This window comes from Microcella sp. (assembly GCF_030645145.1).
Lineage (GTDB): Bacteria > Actinomycetota > Actinomycetes > Actinomycetales > Microbacteriaceae > Microcella.
The window spans coordinates 1-17,668 of record NZ_JAUSMI010000090.1 but is presented as its reverse complement, the minus strand read 5'-3'; the positions used below and the strand labels follow the sequence as shown (position 1 = coordinate 17,668).

Below are 17,668 nucleotides of genomic sequence, written 5' to 3'. Positions count from 1 at the left end.
CGACCTGACGTTGCGGAACGCCGTCCGCGACCAGCCGCCGAATCAATGCCCAATCTTCCACTGAGATCACCCATCCAATCTGTCTGGGTGGCCTCATTTTCAAGCGTCGCTATGGCCTCATTTTCGAGCGTCGTCGACAAGGGCGCGCTCGAGCCGGGGGTCGGCGACCTGCTGTGGCGCGAGTCGGAGCGGATGACGGGCGTCACGTACGCCTAGCGCTCGCACGGCTCGCGGTTCCTGCCGTCGGGTCTTTGACGCTTGCTCACTGGGCCCCCGGGTGGCATCCTCGAGGTGGCAGAAGGCTATATAGCCGCCCACGGGGTCGTCGTATTTGCGAGCAATCTCGGACGTTGGTCGTCAGTTAGGCGAAGCGCGTCGTCCTTGACGACCACTCGCCCCTGGAGGTTCCGATGTCCTGCTCCAAGAAGCTCTACCGATCGCTCCATGATGCAGGTCGCGCACTCGTCGCCCTGTCCGACGTGCACGGCGCTGAGCGTGCCGAATGCGGCGTCTACCCCTGTGCAAGTTGCCGAGGCTGGCACCTGACCTCGGCCCGTCGCAATGCGCGAAGCCGCTGGACCATGAGCGCATTGGAGCTGGCCGGCCGCACGCGCGAAGCTGAGCAGCAGGCCTAGTGAGCAAAGCATCCCGACCTGCGGTCGAGCTCGCGGGTCTGTTCGACGCGCTCGAGCCGGGGGTCGGCGAGCTGCTCTGGAGGGAGTCGGAGCGGATGACGGGCGTCACGTACGCCTAGCCCTCGCTCGGCTCCAGCATCCCGATCAGGGTCTCGATCGTGCGCAGGTTGCGGGCCGTGCCGGCGACCCCGAGCGCGCGCAGGAGGCGGGCGAGGTCGAGCTGCGCGCGGCCCGCGCCGTTCTCGTAGCGCACGTGCAGGTCGTCGCCGATTACGGCCCAGGCGTCATCGCCTGTGGGCACGGCTGCTGCTGCCGCGATCGCGGCCTGATCGGGGGCCGCGGTGAGGGGCGCGACGAACGAGCGCGCAGCATCCGTGACCTCGAACGGATGCTCGGCGAGCGCCGATCGGAGGGCCGTGGCGTCGCGCGCGATCACCTCGCGCGAGAAGCCGTAGCGCTCCTCGATGGCCGACGACAGGGTTGCGGCGAACGCGGCGGGCGGGCCGGGCGGCGTCGCGAGCAGGTTGCCGGAGGCGATGTAGGTGCGGGCGTCGGTGGCTCCGAGCTCGGTAGCGAGGGCACGGAGCTCGGCCATCGGGAGCTTGGCGGTGCCGCCGACGTTCACGGCGCGGAGGAGGAAGGCTTGCGTGCTCACGGGATCACCTCGACCAGCTCAAGGTGCACGCGCGCCGTCGATCCGGCGGTGAGACCCTCGGCCTGGCGTACGGGCTTCTTCACGGGCAGCAGATAGACGCCCATCTTCGAGTCGGGGAAGACGCTCGTCGCCCACTCGCTGCCGCCGATGCGCACCTGCACGCGCACGCTCCCGAACCCGCGCGTGAAGCCCTCCATGCGGGCGGCGATCTCGTCGCTGATCGGCTCGGGCACGGCGACGAAGTGCCATGCGGTGTTGCCGCTCCACTCGAAAAGGGCGGCGTCGAAGTCGAAGGCGACGGGCATGCGGACAGTGTTCCACTGACCGGCGACAGGGGCCGCGATGGGAATGCGCGCAGCGCGGTCGTGATTGCATGGAGGGTCGCACCGCGGACATCCCTCGCCGTGCGTTTTCTTCGGAGGCCACCATCACCGCTCCTCGCGCGTCGCTCGCCCGCGGCCACCTCGTCGACCTCGCTCCGCTGCGGGAGAGCCCGGCGTTCGCGCGCATGTGGGTAGGCGGGACGATCACGGGCATCGGCAGCCAGATGACCATCCTGGCGGTGGGCCTGGATGTCTACGCGCGAACGCAGTCGACGCTGGCCGTCTCGTACGTGGCCGCGTTCGCCCTCGTTCCGATGGTCGTGTTCGGGCTCTACGGCGGTGTGCTCGCCGACTCCTTCGATCGGCGCATCGTCGCGCTGCTGTCGGCGATCGTCGCGTGGGGGTCAACGGCCGGGCTCGCGGTGTACTCGTGGTCGGGGGCCGACCCGGTGCTGCCGCTGTACCTGCTGATCACGGTCAACACAGTCGCGGCGACGATGGTCGGGGTGGCCAGGCAGGCGATCGTGCCGCGGCTGATCCGGCGCGAGCTGCTGCCGGCGGCCGGTGCGCTCGGCGGGATCAGCGGCGGGCTCATGCTGACGGTCGGCCCGGCGCTCGCGGGCGTGCTCGTGGCGTCCGTGGGCATCTCGTGGACGTACACGATCGACACGTTCCTGTTCATCGCAGCCTTCTTCGGCCTCTACACGCTGCCGTCGGTGAGGCCGGAGGGCGAGGTGCTGAAGCCGGGGCTACGGTCGGTCGTGGAGGGGATCCGGTTCATGCGGGTGGCGCCGAACATTCGCGCGTCGTTCCTGCTCGACATCTTTGCGATGACGTTCGGCAACCCGCGCGTGCTCTTCCCGGCGATCGGGGCGCTGCTCATCGGCGGCGGGGCGATCACGGTCGGCGTGCTGACCTCGGCGATCGCGGTCGGGGTGCTCGGGCTCGGGCTGCTGTCGGGGCGCCTCGGCGCGGTGCGGCGGCAGGGGCTCGGCGTGATCGCGGGAGTCGTCGCCTACGGGGCGACGATCATCGGGTTCGGTGTCGTGCTGCTGCTCGCGGCTATGTCGGGTTCTGCGGTCTCCGAGTCGTGGGAGTCGGTGAACTGGCCGGCGCTCGTGGCCGCGAGCGTGCTGCTCGCGCTCTCAGGCGCGGCCGACAGCGTGAGCATGATCTACCGGAACACGATGCTGCAGGCGTCGGTTCCGGATGCTATGCGCGGGCGGTTGCAGGGGCTCTTCACCGTCGTCGTCACGGGCGGGCCGCGCGTGGGCGACCTCTACGTGGGGGTGCTGAGCATCACGGCGCTGCTGTGGTTCCCGCCGCTGCTGGGCGGGGTCGTGATCCTCGTCGCTGCTGCTGTGATCCTGCGCGTGCAGCGGACGCTGCGCGAGTACGACGCGGAGGACCCGCGGCCGTAGGGGCGCGATCGCGCGCTAGCGTGGCGCGGTGCTATTCCGTCCGCTCACTGCTGCCGACCGTCCGCTGCTTCGCGAGGCCACACTCGCGAACATGAACTGGAGCGGGCCGCGTTTCGGCTTCGCTGACATCGACGCTTCACCCGAGCTGTCGCACTACTTCACGAGCTTCCCCGGCGATAGTGACTTCGGCTTCGCGGCGCTCGTCGAGGGGGTCGAGGCTGGCGTGGGCTGGGCGGTGCTGCTACCCGCTGACGACCCGGGCTACGGCTTCGTCGACGCCGAGACTCCCGAGCTGAGCCTGACTACGTTCGAGCCGTTCCGCGGCCGGGGTGTCGGCACGGCGCTCCTTGCCGCGCTCATCGACGCAGCGCGCCAACTGCAGCTAACCCGCGTGAGCCTCAGCGTCGAAGACGCGAACTCTGCTCGGCGCCTGTACGAGCGTGCCGGGTTTGAGGTCGTCGGGCGGAACGGCAATTCCGACACTTTGCTGTTGACGCTTGACTGGCCTTGCCAACTCTGCCCCGGAGAACGGGGCGTGGCGTTCCATGCGTGCACCCACGGATGAAGAACCGACAGCCGCAGGCGAGCCGTCCGAAGGGTTGCACGTAGCCGACCGCGCGATCCGCGCCTTTATGAGAGGTAGATGCGCTGAAAAGCGGCTGAAGTATCAGTAATGACTTCTCCCCCGAGTGCACGCCATCGTCGCGCGGGCCCATTTCGGGCACCCTGGCCACCTCGTGGACACGCCGAGTCGCCGTCTGAGCAGTGAATACCTCCGGTTGCGATCAGGAAGCGCCTTGTGACAGGCGAGACGTGGGTTGGGGCTCTGACGCCGGCCGCCCCGGTTTCGTATCGCACGTCTTCATCTACTTTACGAGTTTGCCCCGGAAATCTAAATCTCGATCTCTTGCTCGACAGAGACGGATATTGGAGTGTAGATATCCAGATCGACATCACCAAGATCGATGGACGCAACTACCGAAAAATCGATCGCGTTAAGCATGGACTCTTTTCGATAGTCCCACCAACCAAGGACCGGGAAAACGGCAAGGACGCGTTCGCCCGCAAGTGCACTTGCGGGAACTACGCAAGTGTCGTGCTGCAGGCTTCCGCGAGAGCGTTCATTTTCCCCGATCTCCCAGGGATACGAACCAGAACCGCGGTCCACACCCTGCTCTCGGACCAACCGATTGATTCGGGCCTCAAACCCATCTTCTGTTTCCAATGGGCCCTGCAGGTCCCACTTCAGCCGACACCCCGGGTAATCCCTTCGAGCCAGTGAAGCGGTCGGTTCCACAAAGTAAGACAGAGTGACGCTCAGCCTGACGAGCCGATCATGGATTGCCTCAAGTACATCGTCAGGGAATGGTAAGCGGATCAAAACTACTTCTCGATCAGCTGCCCTGCCCGAGCCGCGGGCCCGCCGAGGAGAGAGCGTCCCTTCATGGAAGAGGACCGGTCGATTTGAACTCGAGAATGCTGCTTTGTCGCGGTCGACAGGGCCATAACCGACTGCGCGAAGACGTTCCGTCTTCGAGGGGAACTGTCGATTGAGAGTCGTGGTGTGCACGGCTGAATTTGTCAGAAGTCCCCGGACCGTGGCTGGCCGCAACCCAGGATTGCTATTGCTGATGAATGCAAGATCGTTGCTGGTGACCGCCGCCGCCGCGCTTGTTGCCCATGCCCTTGAAAGCAGCCGCCCGCGGCTATGCAGTGGGCTAGCAGTGGTGAGCAGAGAAAGACCCTGCAAGCCGGCCCCCTGAATCCCTCCTCCTGGAGCCGTGTTGCCCGCCTCGCTGGCAATGTCCGGCTTGATCGGCCGGAGCCCCCCGGGTCCAGCCGAAGTGTATGGGCTGACCTCGCCCGCTTGAGCCAGAGGTTCCGGGGCACTGAAATCTTCGTCCTCGGGACCCAGTAAGTCCAGCGCCGTTATCCCGCCAACCGTTATTGCGTTCCAAGCTTCTGCAGGATGGTCGATCGACCTCCCGAAGATTGAATTCGGGTAAGCCTCTCTTTCGACAAATGGATCCGCGTTACCCGCAGCGACAACGATCAGCCTGCCGGCGCCGCCATTCCAAGCGAGTTCGTCGATCGCAATTGACCAGATCGACCGAGAGTCGGATCGCACATTAGCCGCGCCAATGCTCAAGTTGTGAATGACCTCGGTCGAGTTGGACAGAGCTTCGGCCGTGGAAATCGCCAGCCGGGTTCGCTCGGCCCAGAGCGCCTGATCATCGCCTCCAACCAGTTTTACTGAAACTACCCGCGCTTGAGGAAATACCTCGCCTGACTCCAGTTGATCGGCCAGATCGCCGAATGCGGCAAGTCCCGCCATCTCGGCACCGTGCGAGCCACTCGGCTCGGCACTAGGCTCGGGCGGCTCGCCGGGGACCACTGAGTCTCTGGCGATCGTGATCGAGTCAAGATAGGGGTTCCCGATGCCCCAACCGGTGTCATGGATAGCGACAACCGCTGTGCTCGACGCGTCCGCAATCGGACCAATCTCATATCCTTGAGCGTCACGTTGCTCCGCATGGCTTACCAGCCTCACCCTGGCAGGGATGTGCAGCTCGGCGGTGAAGGGGATTTCTGCCGGCAGACGGATAAGCTCTGCCCCCGTAACACGAGCAAGCGCCACGTCTCTGTCCATGGCGGAATAGACGTCCAGAATCTCGGACCCCTGTTCAGACACGTAATCGTGAAGGGACGACAGCGGGGATACTCCGCCTTGCGGCTCTTTCGGTAGCCATACCTCGACGAGATAATTTTCTCGAGGGTCTAGGTCGCCGGCATGGATCTCACCGAAACTCAGCACATCTACAGTCGTAAGTTGAACCGTTTCAAGTCGAGAAACCAGCGCATTATTCTTCGGTTGACCTGTTCGAGTCTCCTCTTCGCCGTACTGACTTACCTTCCGTCTCAACGCACCCAGGCCCGCGGGTGCGTAGACGATCACGTCCTCGCCTCCAACAACAGTCAAGACCTCGAGGCCGGACCGAGTGTCTCCGAGGCTTTTCGCCGTGGATGCAAGATCCTCGCCAGAGAAGCTGAATGAAGCGCCGACAATGGAAGACGCTCGAGCGTCCTCTTGTTCTCGCGCCAAGTACTCGGCCTGCTTGATCTGTTGGGCAACCTGCACGAAGTGCCGCTCACGGTCACGCCGCGGTGCTGGCCTCGCTCGCGAGCTACGGAGAGAAACAAACTGGTGGCTCTGCGATCCGCCGACATAGATGATCGGCAGTCCGTCTTGAATCAATTACTTTGCCCGTTCGCTTAGCAGACCACGGCTCCGGCGCTAGATCGTCTGCCCGAATGCCTCGTATCTCGAACGATACTCGAGAATGGCCGCTCGAAGAGCAGTCGCGAGAATCTTTTCTTGCCCGTCCAGAAGCGCAGCTTTGCGAGTTGAATCCGCGATGTTACCTAGGTCTGCGAGTGTGAGCCCGACCGCGTCCTCGGCTATACGGCCGATGTCCCGCTGAGGAAGCCCGTGGCCTCGAAGTCGGCTCCTCAGGAACATTTGAATCTGGGCCGAAGTTGGCAAACCGAACTCAATCACATCGTCGAAACGACGCATAAGCGCTCTATCGATTGAGGTGGGGATGTTGGTCGCTGCGATGAAAATGCTGTCGCTCTGATCAGCATCCAGTAGCTGCAGGAAGGTGCCGACCACTCGACGGATCTCGCCGACATCTCCTCCGGACTCACGAGCTCTGCCGAGCGCATCAAACTCATCGAAAAGGAAAACTGCCTTCAGCCTTGTGGCTTCAGCAAATATCTCCGTTAAAGCTACGGCTGTCTCGCCGAGCAAGCGGCTGAAGAGCAGTTCGAGTCGTACACGGGCAAGCGGCAACTTCATCTCGCCCGCAAGCACCGCGGCGGCCATCGATTTTCCGGTTCCAGGTGGACCGTGAAGTAGAAGCTTGCGTCGAGGACTCAGACCGTGACTGGCCAAAACCCCGGACATGTGCTGTTCGCGAACGTACTGGCGCAGGATCGCCCCTGACTCCTCAGGAACGATCAGGTCAGCAAATGCGAACTTGCTGTAGGACACTTCCAGGAGACTCGCCAGGTCCCGGCTGGCCCGAGCAATCGGGACTGCCATTGGCCCGGCGCCGTTACCATTCTCTGTCTCCCGAAGTTCGCGAAGTCTTCGCGCGATCTGAAGATGCCCCGATCGGGATTCCGCAGAAATAAGCTGGGACAGGACGTTGGAAAAGCGTTTGGGGTCGGCTTGGTAGTGGGCACGCACCAACTCAGTCAGTAGTTCACCGTTGGCCATCTTTCGCCCACCCCCTCCCGCGTATGGTACCGCTAGCATCCGTCATTAGTGAGGCGCGCCCCAGACGGCACGCCAGTGCGGAGTTTGCTTACTGAGCGGCGCGTTCCAGCACGAGCTCGCGCACGCGAGCCGCGTCAGCCTTGCCGCCCATCGCCTTCATGACCGCGCCGATGACGGCTCCGGCGGCCTGCACCTTGCCGTCGCGGATCTTCTCGAGCACGTCGGGCTGCTGCGCGAGCGCCGCGTCGACCGCGGCGATGAGCGCGCCGTCGTCCGAGACGACCTCGAGCCCACGAGCCGACACGACGTCAGCCGGCGAGCCCTCCCCCGCGATGACGCCCTCGACGACCTGACGAGCAAGACGGTCGGTCAGCGACCCCGACTCGACGAGCGCCACGATCTCGGCCACGTGTTGCGGCGAGATGAGCGCGGCCGGCTCGGCGTTCTGCGCGTTGGCGATGCGGGCGATCTCGCCCGTCCACCACTTGCGCGCCTGCTGGGGTGAGGCGCCCGCGGCGACCGTGTCGGTCACTTCGACGAGCAGGCCCGAGTTCACGACGTCGCGGAACTCCAGGTCGCTGAACCCCCACTCCTCCTTCAGACGGCGACGGCGAGCCGCCGGCGCCTCGGGAAGCGCGGCGCGCAGCTCCGCGATGAGCTGCGGCGTCGGCGCGACGGGAAGCAGGTCGGGCTCAGGGAAGTAGCGGTAGTCGTCGGCGTCGCTCTTCGGGCGGCCGGGCGACGTCGCTCCGGTGTCCTCGTGCCAGTGCCGGGTCTCCTGCGTGATCGTGCCGCCCTTGGCGAGGATCGCGGCCTGGCGCTGGATCTCGTACCGCACGGCCCGCTCGACGCTGCGCAGCGAGTTGACGTTCTTCGTCTCCGTGCGGGTTCCGAGAGCGACCTGCCCGCGCGGGCGCAGCGAGACGTTCGCGTCGCAGCGCAGGTTGCCACGCTCCATGCGGGCCTCCGAGATGCCGAGCGCGCGCACGATGTCGCGGATCGTCGAGACGTAGGCCTTCGCGAGCTCGGGCGCGCGGTGCTCGGCGCCGAAGATCGGCTTCGTGACGATCTCGACGAGCGGCACACCGGCGCGGTTGTAGTCGACGAGCGAGTACTCGGCACCCTGGATGCGGCCGGTCGAGCCGCCGACGTGCGTGAGCTTGCCGGCGTCCTCCTCCATGTGCGCGCGCTCGATGGGAACCTGCACGAGCGTGCCGTCCTCGAGCTCGACCTCGAGCATCCCCTCGAAGGCGATCGGCTCGTCGTACTGGCTGATCTGGTAGTTCTTCGCCAGGTCGGGGTAGAAGTAGTTCTTGCGCGCGAACCGGCTCGTCGGCGCGATCTGGCAACCGAGCGCGAGCCCGAGCGAGATCGAGTAGCGCACGGCCGTCTCGTTGACGACCGGCAGCGAGCCCGGAAGCCCGAGGCACACGGGCGTGATCGCCGTGTTCGGCTCGGAGATCTCGTGGCCGCCGAACGCCGGGTTCGGGGCGTCGGAGAACATCTTCGTCTGCGTCGACAGCTCGACGTGCACCTCGAAGCCGAGCACGGGCTCGAACAGCTCGAGGGCCTTGTCGAAGTCCATCAGCTCTGCCTTCGCCATCAGCGGGCCCCTCCGTTCGATCCGAGCGCCGTCGCGAGCCCATTCGCACCGAGCTCAGGTGCCTGGCTCCACAGCGCGTGACCCCAGTTGCCCTCGAGCAGCTGCTCGATCGCGGCACCGGCCTCGTAGAGGCGCGCGTCGTGACGCGCGGGCGCCATGAGCTGCAGGCCCGTCGGCAGGCCGTCCTCGGGCGCGAGGCCCATCGGCAGGCCCATGCCGGGCACGCCGGCCAAGTTGGCAGGGATCGTCGTGACGTCGTTGAGGTACATCGCGAGCGGGTCTTCGAGCTTCTCGCCGAACTTGAAGGCCGTCGTCGGCGCCGAGGGCGAGACGAGGATGTCGGCCTTCTCGAACGCGGCGTCGAAATCCTGCTGGATGAGCGTGCGCACCTTCTGCGCGCTGCCGTAGTAGGCGTCGTAGTAGCCGGCGCTCAGCGCATAGGTGCCGAGGATGATGCGACGCTTCACCTCCGGCCCGAAGCCCGCCTCGCGGGTCGCAGCCATGACGTCCTCGACCGTTCCGGTGACGTTCGCGCGCATGCCGAAGCGCACCGAGTCGAACTTCGCGAGGTTGCTCGACGCCTCCGCCGGCAGGATCAGGTAGTAGGCGGCGACCGCGTACTCGAAGTGCGGGCAGCTCACCTCGACGATCTCGGCGCCGGCCGCGGCCAGCAGGTCGAGGGTCTCGTGGTACCGCTGCTTCACGCCGGACTGGAAGCCCTCGCCCTCGAGCTCCTTCACGACCCCGACGCGGATGCCCTTCAGCACGTCGCCCGTCAGCCCGCGCCGCGCGGCCTCGGCCATCGACGGCCACTGGTCAGGGATGCTCGTCGCGTCACGGGGGTCGTGCCCGCCGATGACGTCGTGCACGAGCGCAGCATCCAGCACCGTGCGCGACACGGGGCCCACCTGGTCGAGGCTGCTCGCGAGGGCGATCGCGCCGTAGCGGCTGACGCCGCCGTACGTCGGCTTGACGCCGACCGTGCCGGTCACGGCGCCCGGCTGGCGGATCGAGCCGCCCGTGTCGGAGCCGAGCGCGACGGGCGCCTCGAACGCGGCGACGGCCGCGGCCGAGCCACCGCCCGAGCCGCCGGGGATCCGCTCGAGATCCCACGGGTTCCTCGTCGGGCCGTAGGCCGAGTGCTCGGTGGAGGAGCCCATCGCGAACTCGTCCATGTTGGTCTTGCCGAGCGGCACCATGCGGGCGGCGCGGAGGCGCGCGACGACGGTCGCGTCGTACGGCGGGATCCAGCCCTCGAGGATCTTCGAGCCCGACGTCGACGGCATGTCGATCGTGCAGAGGACGTCCTTGATGGCGATCGGCACGCCCGCGAGCTCGGGGAGCGCCTGGCCCGCGGCGCGGTCGGCGTCGACCTGGCGGGCGGTCTCGAGCGCGTTCTCGGAGACGTGGAGGAAGGCGTGCACGTCGCCGTCGACGGCGGCGATGCGGTCGAGGTGGGCCTGCGTGACCTCGACGCTCGAGACCTCGCCCGTGGTCAGGCGGTGCGCGAGGTCGGCGGCGGTGGAGCGGGTCAGGTCGGCGGCGCTCACTGCTCCTCCCCCAGGATCGCAGTGACGCGGAAGCGGCTGCCGTCGTGGTCAGGCGCGCCCGCGAGGGCCTGCTCGGTCGTGAGCGTCTGGCCGGGCACGTCGGGGCGCATGCCGCCGGTGAGCGGGATCGGGTGGCTCGTCGCGGCCACCTCGGGCGTCGCGACCTCCTGCACCTTCGCCACGGAGTCGACGATCGCGCCGAGCTCACCCGTGAGCTTCTCGATCTCGTCGTCGGTCAGGGCGATGCGCGCGAGCATCGCCAGATGGGCGACGCGCTCGGGCGTGATCTCAGACATGCAGCTCCCTCGAGGGCCGTCAGTGGGGGGATGAACCCAGTCTAGTGAGGGCTCGCGGGGCGATTCGCGGGGGGTCATACTGGGCGCAGAACCACCCGGGAGGCGGTCGATGATGACCACGATCAGACGACGGAGGCGCGCCCTCGCGCTGCTCGCTCCGCTCGCGCTCGTCGCGCTTCTGGCCGGCTGCGCCGACACCGCCGCGGAGCCCCTGCAGGGCGCGTGGGTGCTCACGAGCGGGGCGGATGCTCGAGGCGCATTCATCGACGCGGCGAGCCCCATCACGCTCGAGGTCGAGGGCCGCGACTTCTCGGGCCGCAGCCCCTGCAACAGCTACAGCGGCACCCTCGACGCGTCGGCCGGGGGCCTCGGGCTCGGCTCGTTCGCGACGACCGAGGCCGCGTGCGCCGACCCGGAGCAGATGGAGCTCGAGGGCCGCTACTACGCCGCCCTCGGCGAGGTCGAACGGGCGGAGCGGACAGCGGGCGAGCTCGTGCTCACCGGGCCGGGCGTCGAGCTCGTGTTCGCGGCCGACTGAGCTCTCGGCAGGCTGCCGAGGCTCAGCCCGTGGGCCGGCACTCGCTCTCGCCCTGGAGCGTCGCTGCGCCCTCGCTGACCCGGAGGATGAACAGTTCGCCGAACTCGCTCGTCGCGGAGACCTCGACGACGTCGCCGACGAGCTGACGCTCCACGGACATCCCGTCGTCTCGCCACGCCTGCTCGACAGCGTCGGCTGTGCGCTCGACGGAGGCCGGCGCCTCTCCGATGCGAAGGGCCGGGTAGCGGTGGCCGCTCACCCACAGCGGGATCGTGCACTCGCGCGAGGTCGGGTCGTCATCGACCTGCCAGTCGCCGCCGATCGTGCGCTGCGTCTCGTCGATGACGGCGATGAAGCGGTCGCGCGCCTCGGTGTCGGAGACCTCGCTCGGGCTCTCGAGCGCGCAGCCGCTGAGGCCCAGGAGCATCATCGCCGCCACGGGCCCGAGGAACGCCGGTCTCAGCATGGTCATCCGTTCGCGCGGGGTGCCTGCGCACAGTAGCACCGCGCACCGACGAGGCCGCCGAGCGAGACGTGCACGGATCGTTCTGCGCGTCGAGCGGGGGAAGTGCGTCAGTTCAGTGCGAGGGCGAGCGTGCGTCCGCTGTCGCGCTCGGTGCCGTCGGTGACGAGCTCGGCCTTGTCGATGCCGACGAGCGCCATGTTGCGCATCGCCTCGGTGCCGGGGCTGAAGTACTCGTTGTGGCCGGTCGAGCCGACGAGCACCTGGTTGGTGACGACGTCGATGCCGCCGCGCACGCTCATCGCGGCCGCGCCGAAGTCGCTCGAGCCGGGGTCGCCGCCGAAGAAGGAGCTGTTCGAGATCGGATCCCACGCGGCCTCGCCGACGAAGACGGCGCCGCGCACGTGCAGCTCGTCGGCCGTCGTGACGGGCGAGCCGGGCGAGCCGATCATGGCGAGCGCGTCGACGCTGGCCTCGGTCTCGGTGAGGGCGAGCATCGCGGCGGTCGAGCCGTACGAGTGCGCGAGGAGGCTCACGTGCGGCTGGTCGTTGCGGCGAAGAGTCTCGAGGCCGATGAGGGCGTCGCTGATCGCGTCGCGGCCCTCGTAGGCGAGGTCGAGGCTGCCGACGTTGAGCAGGTGCGGGGTCTGGTAGCCGATCCACGCGACGGTCGCGACCGAGCGCGTCTCGGGCTCGGCGCCGACGTCGGCGAGCAGGTTGAGCCACGACACCTGCTCGTCGTAGAGGCGGGCGGCGGTGTCCGTCCACTCGACGATGTTGCCGCCGACGCTGATGAACATGCCGGGGATCAGGTAGCTGACGTAGTCGGCGGTCTGCAGGTCGCCGAGCACGATCGCGGCCTTGCCCGCGCCCTCGGTGTCGAGGGTGATGAGCTGGCGCTGCGGGTTCGCGGTCGACGGGCCGAGCGCGTCGGCTACGGAGTAGAGCATCTCGAGGCGCTCGTTGCTCTGCGTCGCGAGCGCGCGGCTCGTCTCGCCGACGAGGCTCAGCTCGAGGTCGCGGATCGTGTCGCGCAGCACGCTGCGGTTCGCGTCGTTGCGGGTGGCGAAGGGGACGCCGTCGAGGTTGCCGACGAGCTCGGGGGCGGATGCCGCGAGCGAGCCCTGCGCGCGGGCATCCAGGTTGCGCCACCAGCTCTCGACGAGCCGCGGCGCGGGCGGCGAGGCGAGCAGATGCCGGACCGTCTGGGGGTGGCGGTCGGCGAGGGTCGCGACGGTCGCGGGCGACGTCGCGGCGAGCTCGCGGAGGAGGCTCGTGCCGCCAAGGGAGGCGAGCTCGGAGAGCGGGCGGGCGGCGCGCGGTGCGGGAACGCTCACAGCGACGGAGTCGATCAGTCGCGGGGCGGTGGAGTCGACGCCCCCGATCATGGGGTCGACGACGCGCAGCGAGGCGGGGGCCTCGATCGCGATGGAGGGAGTCGTGGCGCCGCTGGGCCGGGGCATGCTGACGGGCCCCGTGACCGTCGCGACGGTCAACGAGGCCAGCAGAACTGCCGTCGCCTCAAGCAGCAAGGTCGGGTTCCCCTCTAGGGCATCAGTGGGGGACGACCCCGAATCGGGGTCGACTGACGCGTTTTCATGGTAGGGGAAATGGCCTCCGATCGGGGGGTCGGATTTGGAATTCAGCGCAATTCTCACAGCGTGTGACGTAAGCGTGTCCACAAAAAGGAGGACACGCGGGCTCAAAATCCGCGGAATTCGGGGGATGTTGCCCGTGTGACTGGTGTGGTCAGAGGGGTTCGCGAGGTCAGAAATATTGCCGAAACAGACCGTTCTGCGGCGCCGAGATCTTATTCGGCCGGTGCGGGGAGCGCGTCGGGGCCCTCGGAGACGAGAATCGTGAACTGCTCGGCGTCGATGATGCGCACGCCGAGCGCCTCGGCCTTGGCGAGCTTCGACCCCGCGCCGGGACCTGCAGCGACGAAGTCGGTCTTCTTGCTGACGCTCGACGCCGCCTTCCCGCCGGCGGCGACGATCGCCTCCTGAGCACCCTCCCGGGTGAAGCCCTCGAGCGTGCCCGTCGCGACGACGGTGAGGCCGGCGAGGACTCCCCCGGCCGCGGCGGCCGCCCCCGGGCCTGGGTGGCCAAGGGTCGAGAACTGCACGCCCGCGGCCGCCCAGCGGTCGACGATCTCGACGTGCCAGTCGACCGCGAACCAGTCCTGCACGGCCTCGGCGATGATCGCGCCGACGCCGTCGACAGCGGCGAGTTCCTCCGCGCTCGCGGCGCGGATGGCGTCGAGCGAGCCGAACCAGTCGGCGAGCGCGCGCGCCGCGACAGGCCCGACGTGCCGGATGTTCAGGCTCACGAGCAGTCGCCACAGGGGCTTCGTCTTGGCCTTCTCGAGCTCGGCAAGCAGGGTGAGGGCGGCCGAGCTCGGCTGCGGGCCCTCCAGCCCCTGCTTCTTCTCGGCACCCGTGGGGTTGCGGCGGAACGGCGAGCGGCGACGAGCGGAGCCGTCGGCTTCGAGCTTGGGGAGCCCGGTCTCGGCATCCGTCACCACGACCTCGATCGGCAGCAGCTGCTCGATGGTCAGCGCGAACAGGCCCGCCTCGGTCTCGAGGGGCGGGATGCTCGGCACGTCGGGCTGCGTGAGAGCGGCCGCGCTCACCTCGCCGAGGGCCTCGATGTCGAGGGCTCCGCGGCTGCCGCTGTGCTCGACCCGGCCGCGCACCTGCGCGGGGCACGAGCGCGCATTCGGGCAGCGCAGGTCGATGTCGCCCTCCTTCGCCGGCGCGAGCGGGGTGCCGCACTCGGGGCAGTTCGTCGGCATGACGAACTCGCGCTCCGAGCCGTCGCGGAGCTCGACGACCGGCCCGAGCACCTCGGGGATGACGTCGCCGGCCTTGCGCAGAACGACCGTGTCGCCGATCAGGACGCCCTTGAGCTTGACGACGTCCTGATTGTGGAGGGTCGCCTGGCGCACCTCGCTGCCGGCGACGCGCACCTTCTCCATGACGGCGAACGGCGTCGCGCGGCCCGTGCGGCCGACGCTCACGACGATGTCGAGCAGCTTCGTGTTGACCTGCTCGGGCGGGTACTTGTAGGCGATCGCCCAGCGCGGGGCGCGGCTCGTCGCGCCGAGCTCGTCGTGCAGCTCGAGCTCGTCGACCTTGACGACGACGCCGTCGATCTCGTGCTCGACGCTGTGCCGGTCGGCGCCGTACCGGGCGATGAAGCCCGCGGCACCCTCCACCGAGTCGTGCACCTCGAAGTAGGGGCTCGTCGGCAGACCCCAGCCGGCGAGGAGGCCGTAGACCTCGCTCTGGGCGGCGACGGGCGGGTTCGGCCAGGCGCCGATGCCGTGGACGAGCATCCGCAACCGGCTCAGCCGGTCGTGCATGCGCGCGAGCTGCGCGGGGTTCTTGCCCTCGCTCTTCTGACGGAGGCTGCCGCTCGCGGCGTTGCGCGGGTTCGCGAACTCGCGCTCGCCCGCCTCGCGCTGCAGGGCGTTGAGCTCGTCGAACGCCGCCTTCGGGATGAACACCTCGCCGCGCACCTCGACGAGCTCAGGGAGCTCGGATGCGTCGCCCGCGAGGCGGGTCGGGATGCCCGCGACCTGCAGGACGTTCTGCGTCACGTCCTCCCCCACGCGCCCGTCGCCGCGCGTCGCCGCCGTCACGAGCACGCCGCGCTCGTAGCGGAGATTGAGGGCGAGGCCGTCGATCTTGAGCTCGCACAGGTAGGCGACCGGGCGGTTCGCGTCGCGCTCGACCTTCGCGGCCCACTCGGCGAACTCATCGGCGCTGAAGACGTTGTCGAGGCTTAGCATGCGCTCGGCGTGCTCGACCGGGGCGAAGAGGGTCGTCTCGGCGCGGCCTCCGACCGTTTGAGTGGGCGAGTCCTGGCTCTGCAGCTCGGGGAAGGCGTGCTCGATGAGCTCGAGGCGGCGGACCAGAGCGTCGTACGTCGCGTCGTCCTCGAGCAGCTCGTCGCGGGCGTAGTACGCGTCGCGCAGCTCGAGGATGCGCGTCGTGAGCGCCTCGACCTCGGCGCGGGCGGCGTCGCGGGTGAGATCGTCGACGGGGTGCTCGGCGGGGTGCTCGGCGGGGTGCTCGGCGGGGTGCTCGGCGGGGTGCTCGGCAGGCTGCGCGTCAGTCACGGCGTCAGTCTAGGAGCGACCACTGACGGGCGACCGGGGGTTGCGCCGGGGGCGTGCAGTGCGGTGACGCGCGGTCAGGATGCCGTGGCCGGGACAGCGCTCACGGTGCGGTCGATCGTGCACTGGCCCAGCACGCGCGTCCCGGAGTAGAGCACCGCCGTCTGGCCGGGAGCGACCCCGAACAGGGGCTCGTCGACCTCGACGACGAGCTCGGTGCCGCCGTCGGGGGTGGTGCTCGGGGCCAGTCGAGCCGTCGCCGCGACCGGATCGGCGTGCGCGCGCACCTGCACCTCGCACGGGAACGGGGCCCAGGCATCCCCCTCAGCGGTCACGTGGGTGAGCCCGCTCGCCACGGGGTCGAGACCTGCCCACGAGAGGCGGGCGCCGGCGAGCTCGCGGATCGCGAGGGCCTCTTTCGGGCCGACGACGACCTCGTTCGTGCGCGGGCGCACCTCGAGGACGAAGCGCGGGCGGCCGTCGGGGGCGGGGGTTCCGAGGTTGAGGCCGCGGCGCTGGCCGACGGTGAAGCTCGTGGCTCCGTCGTGCTCGCCGACGGGGGTGCCGGCGCGGTCGACGATCGTTCCCAGCCGCGGCTCGATGCGGTCGGCGAGCCACCCTCGCGTGTCGCCGTCGGGGATGAAGCAGATGTCGTGGCTGTCGGGCTTCTGCGCGACCGTCAGCCCGCGCGCGGCGGCCTCGGCGCGCACGACCGCCTTCGAGGGCGTCGTGCCGAGCGGGAACATCGCGTGCGCGAGCTGCTCGGTCGTCAGGACGCCGAGGACATACGACTGGTCCTTCGCCTCGTCGCTCGCGCGGTGCAGCTCGCGGTTGCCGTCGGCGTCGGTGACGATGTGCGCGTAGTGGCCGGTCGCGACGGCGTCGAAGCCGAGCGCGAGGGCCTTCTCGAGCACGGCGGCGAACTTGATGCGCTCGTTGCAGCGCATGCACGGGTTCGGGGTGCGGCCGGCGGCGTACTCGGCGATGAAGTCGTCGACGACGTCGGCGCGGAAGCGCTCGGAGAAATCCCACACGTAGAACGGGATGCCCAGGAGGTCGGCCGCGCGGCGGGCATCGAGCGAGTCCTCGATCGTGCAGCAGCCGCGGCTGCCGGTGCGCAGGGTTCCGGGCATGCGGCTCAGCGCGAGGTGCACGCCGACGACGTCGTGGCCGGCGTCGACCGCGCGCGCGGCGGCGACGGCGCTGTCGACGCCACCGCTCATCGCTGCCAGAACTCGCACCCGTCAAGGGTACGCGCGGTCGGCGGGGGGAGCGGTCCTAGCGGCCGAGGGTCGGGGTGCGGGCCGCGAGACCCGCCGAGGTCGCGCGCTCGACTGCGGCGGGCAGGGCCGCGAGCAGCGCATCGACGTCGGCCCCGGTCGTCTCGGGGCCGAGCGACACCCGCAGGGCGCCGCGCGCCGCCTGCTCGTCGAGGCCCATCGCGAGGAGCACGTGGCTCGGCTCGGGCACACCGGCCTGGCACGCCGAGCCCGTCGACACGGCGAAGCCCGCGAGGTCGAGCAGCATGAGCAGCGAGTCGCCCTCGGCCCCCGGAACGGTCAGGTGCAGCGTGCCGGGCAGGGCGCGCGCGGCCCATGCGTCGGCCTCGGCGTCGCGGCCGGCCGCGCGGGCTTCCGCTGCGCGGCCTGCGGCGCCGCGCAGCTCGACCTGCGGCAGTGCGGCGAGGATGCCCGCCGCCAGGCGGTCGCGCAGCTGCGCCTTGCGTGCGGCCCGCTCCGCGATCGCGGCGTGGGCCTCGTCGGAGGCGGCGGCGAAGGCGGC

General features: G+C 68.9%; 15 protein-coding genes. 3 read left to right on the top strand and 12 right to left on the bottom strand.

Annotated features, from left to right (window positions below):
* Nucleotides 1–750: 750 nt before the first annotated feature.
* Both Q7T15_RS06060 and Q7T15_RS06055 read right to left on the bottom strand, forming a co-directional pair.
* A complete protein-coding gene (locus tag Q7T15_RS06060; RefSeq protein ID WP_304694313.1) occupies nt 751–1,290 on the bottom strand; it encodes a DUF1697 domain-containing protein in 540 nt (179 codons plus the stop codon).
* The gene (locus Q7T15_RS06055; RefSeq protein ID WP_304694311.1) at nt 1,287–1,595 is read right to left on the bottom strand and encodes a DUF1905 domain-containing protein; all 309 of its coding nucleotides are present in this window, start codon (nt 1,593–1,595) and stop codon (nt 1,287–1,289) included. The genes Q7T15_RS06060 and Q7T15_RS06055 overlap by 4 nt, the downstream gene beginning before the upstream one ends.
* Nucleotides 1,596–1,663: 68 nt before the next feature.
* On the opposite strand from Q7T15_RS06055, the gene Q7T15_RS06050 reads away from it, so the two are divergent.
* On the top strand, nt 1,664–3,034 hold the full coding sequence (locus Q7T15_RS06050) for an MFS transporter (protein ID WP_304694309.1): 1,371 nt from the start codon (nt 1,664–1,666) through the stop codon (nt 3,032–3,034).
* A 28-nt stretch (nt 3,035–3,062) separates the two neighbouring features.
* Nucleotides 3,063–3,599 (top strand): GNAT family N-acetyltransferase, encoded by a 537-nt coding sequence (locus tag Q7T15_RS06045; protein ID WP_304694307.1) that lies wholly within the window; start codon nt 3,063–3,065, stop codon nt 3,597–3,599.
* 327 nt (nt 3,600–3,926) lie between these two features.
* Here the strand turns inward: Q7T15_RS06045 and Q7T15_RS06040 are convergent, their stop codons facing one another.
* The 5 genes from Q7T15_RS06040 to gatC form a co-directional block, all read right to left on the bottom strand.
* Nucleotides 3,927–6,173 (bottom strand): S8 family peptidase, encoded by a 2,247-nt coding sequence (locus tag Q7T15_RS06040; RefSeq protein WP_304694305.1) that lies wholly within the window; start codon nt 6,171–6,173, stop codon nt 3,927–3,929.
* Nucleotides 6,174–6,329: 156 nt separating this feature from the next.
* Nucleotides 6,330–7,088, bottom strand: a complete 759-nt coding sequence (locus Q7T15_RS06035) for an AAA family ATPase (protein ID WP_304694303.1) — start codon at nt 7,086–7,088, stop codon at nt 6,330–6,332.
* Between the two features lie 316 nt (nt 7,089–7,404).
* Nucleotides 7,405–8,919, bottom strand: a complete 1,515-nt coding sequence (gene gatB, locus Q7T15_RS06030; protein ID WP_304694301.1) for an Asp-tRNA(Asn)/Glu-tRNA(Gln) amidotransferase subunit GatB — start codon at nt 8,917–8,919, stop codon at nt 7,405–7,407.
* Nucleotides 8,919–10,469 carry an Asp-tRNA(Asn)/Glu-tRNA(Gln) amidotransferase subunit GatA gene (gene gatA, locus Q7T15_RS06025; protein ID WP_304694299.1) on the bottom strand — a complete coding sequence of 517 codons (1,551 nt, stop codon included), beginning with the start codon at nt 10,467–10,469 and terminating at the stop codon, nt 8,919–8,921. Before gatA ends, gatB begins: the two co-directional genes overlap by 1 nt.
* Nucleotides 10,466–10,765, bottom strand: a complete 300-nt coding sequence (gene gatC / locus Q7T15_RS06020; RefSeq protein ID WP_055859915.1) for an Asp-tRNA(Asn)/Glu-tRNA(Gln) amidotransferase subunit GatC — start codon at nt 10,763–10,765, stop codon at nt 10,466–10,468. Before gatC ends, gatA begins: the two co-directional genes overlap by 4 nt.
* 112 nt (nt 10,766–10,877) lie before the next feature.
* Here gatC and Q7T15_RS06015 point away from each other — a divergent pair, with 112 nt between their 5' ends.
* The gene (locus Q7T15_RS06015; RefSeq protein ID WP_304694297.1) at nt 10,878–11,303 is read left to right on the top strand and encodes an META domain-containing protein; all 426 of its coding nucleotides are present in this window, start codon (nt 10,878–10,880) and stop codon (nt 11,301–11,303) included.
* Nucleotides 11,304–11,325: 22 nt separating this feature from the next.
* Here Q7T15_RS06015 and Q7T15_RS06010 read toward each other — a convergent pair whose 3' ends face one another.
* The 5 genes from Q7T15_RS06010 to Q7T15_RS05990 all read right to left on the bottom strand — a co-directional run.
* A complete protein-coding gene (locus Q7T15_RS06010) occupies nt 11,326–11,775 on the bottom strand; it encodes a hypothetical protein (RefSeq protein ID WP_304694295.1) in 450 nt (149 codons plus the stop codon).
* A gap of 101 nt (nt 11,776–11,876) precedes the next feature.
* Nucleotides 11,877–13,229, bottom strand: a complete 1,353-nt coding sequence (locus Q7T15_RS06005; protein WP_304694293.1) for an alpha/beta hydrolase — start codon at nt 13,227–13,229, stop codon at nt 11,877–11,879.
* Between the two features lie 347 nt (nt 13,230–13,576).
* Nucleotides 13,577–15,889: an NAD-dependent DNA ligase LigA gene (ligA, locus tag Q7T15_RS06000; protein ID WP_304694291.1), complete on the bottom strand. Its 2,313-nt coding sequence runs from the start codon at nt 15,887–15,889 to the stop codon at nt 13,577–13,579.
* Between the two features lie 74 nt (nt 15,890–15,963).
* Nucleotides 15,964–17,127, bottom strand: coding sequence for a tRNA 2-thiouridine(34) synthase MnmA (gene mnmA, locus Q7T15_RS05995; RefSeq protein ID WP_304694289.1), 1,164 nt, complete (start codon nt 17,125–17,127; stop codon nt 15,964–15,966).
* A 37-nt stretch (nt 17,128–17,164) separates the two neighbouring features.
* Nucleotides 17,165–17,668, bottom strand: a 504-nt coding sequence (locus Q7T15_RS05990; protein ID WP_304694287.1) for an aminotransferase class V-fold PLP-dependent enzyme, incomplete at its 5' end; no start/stop codon positions are given.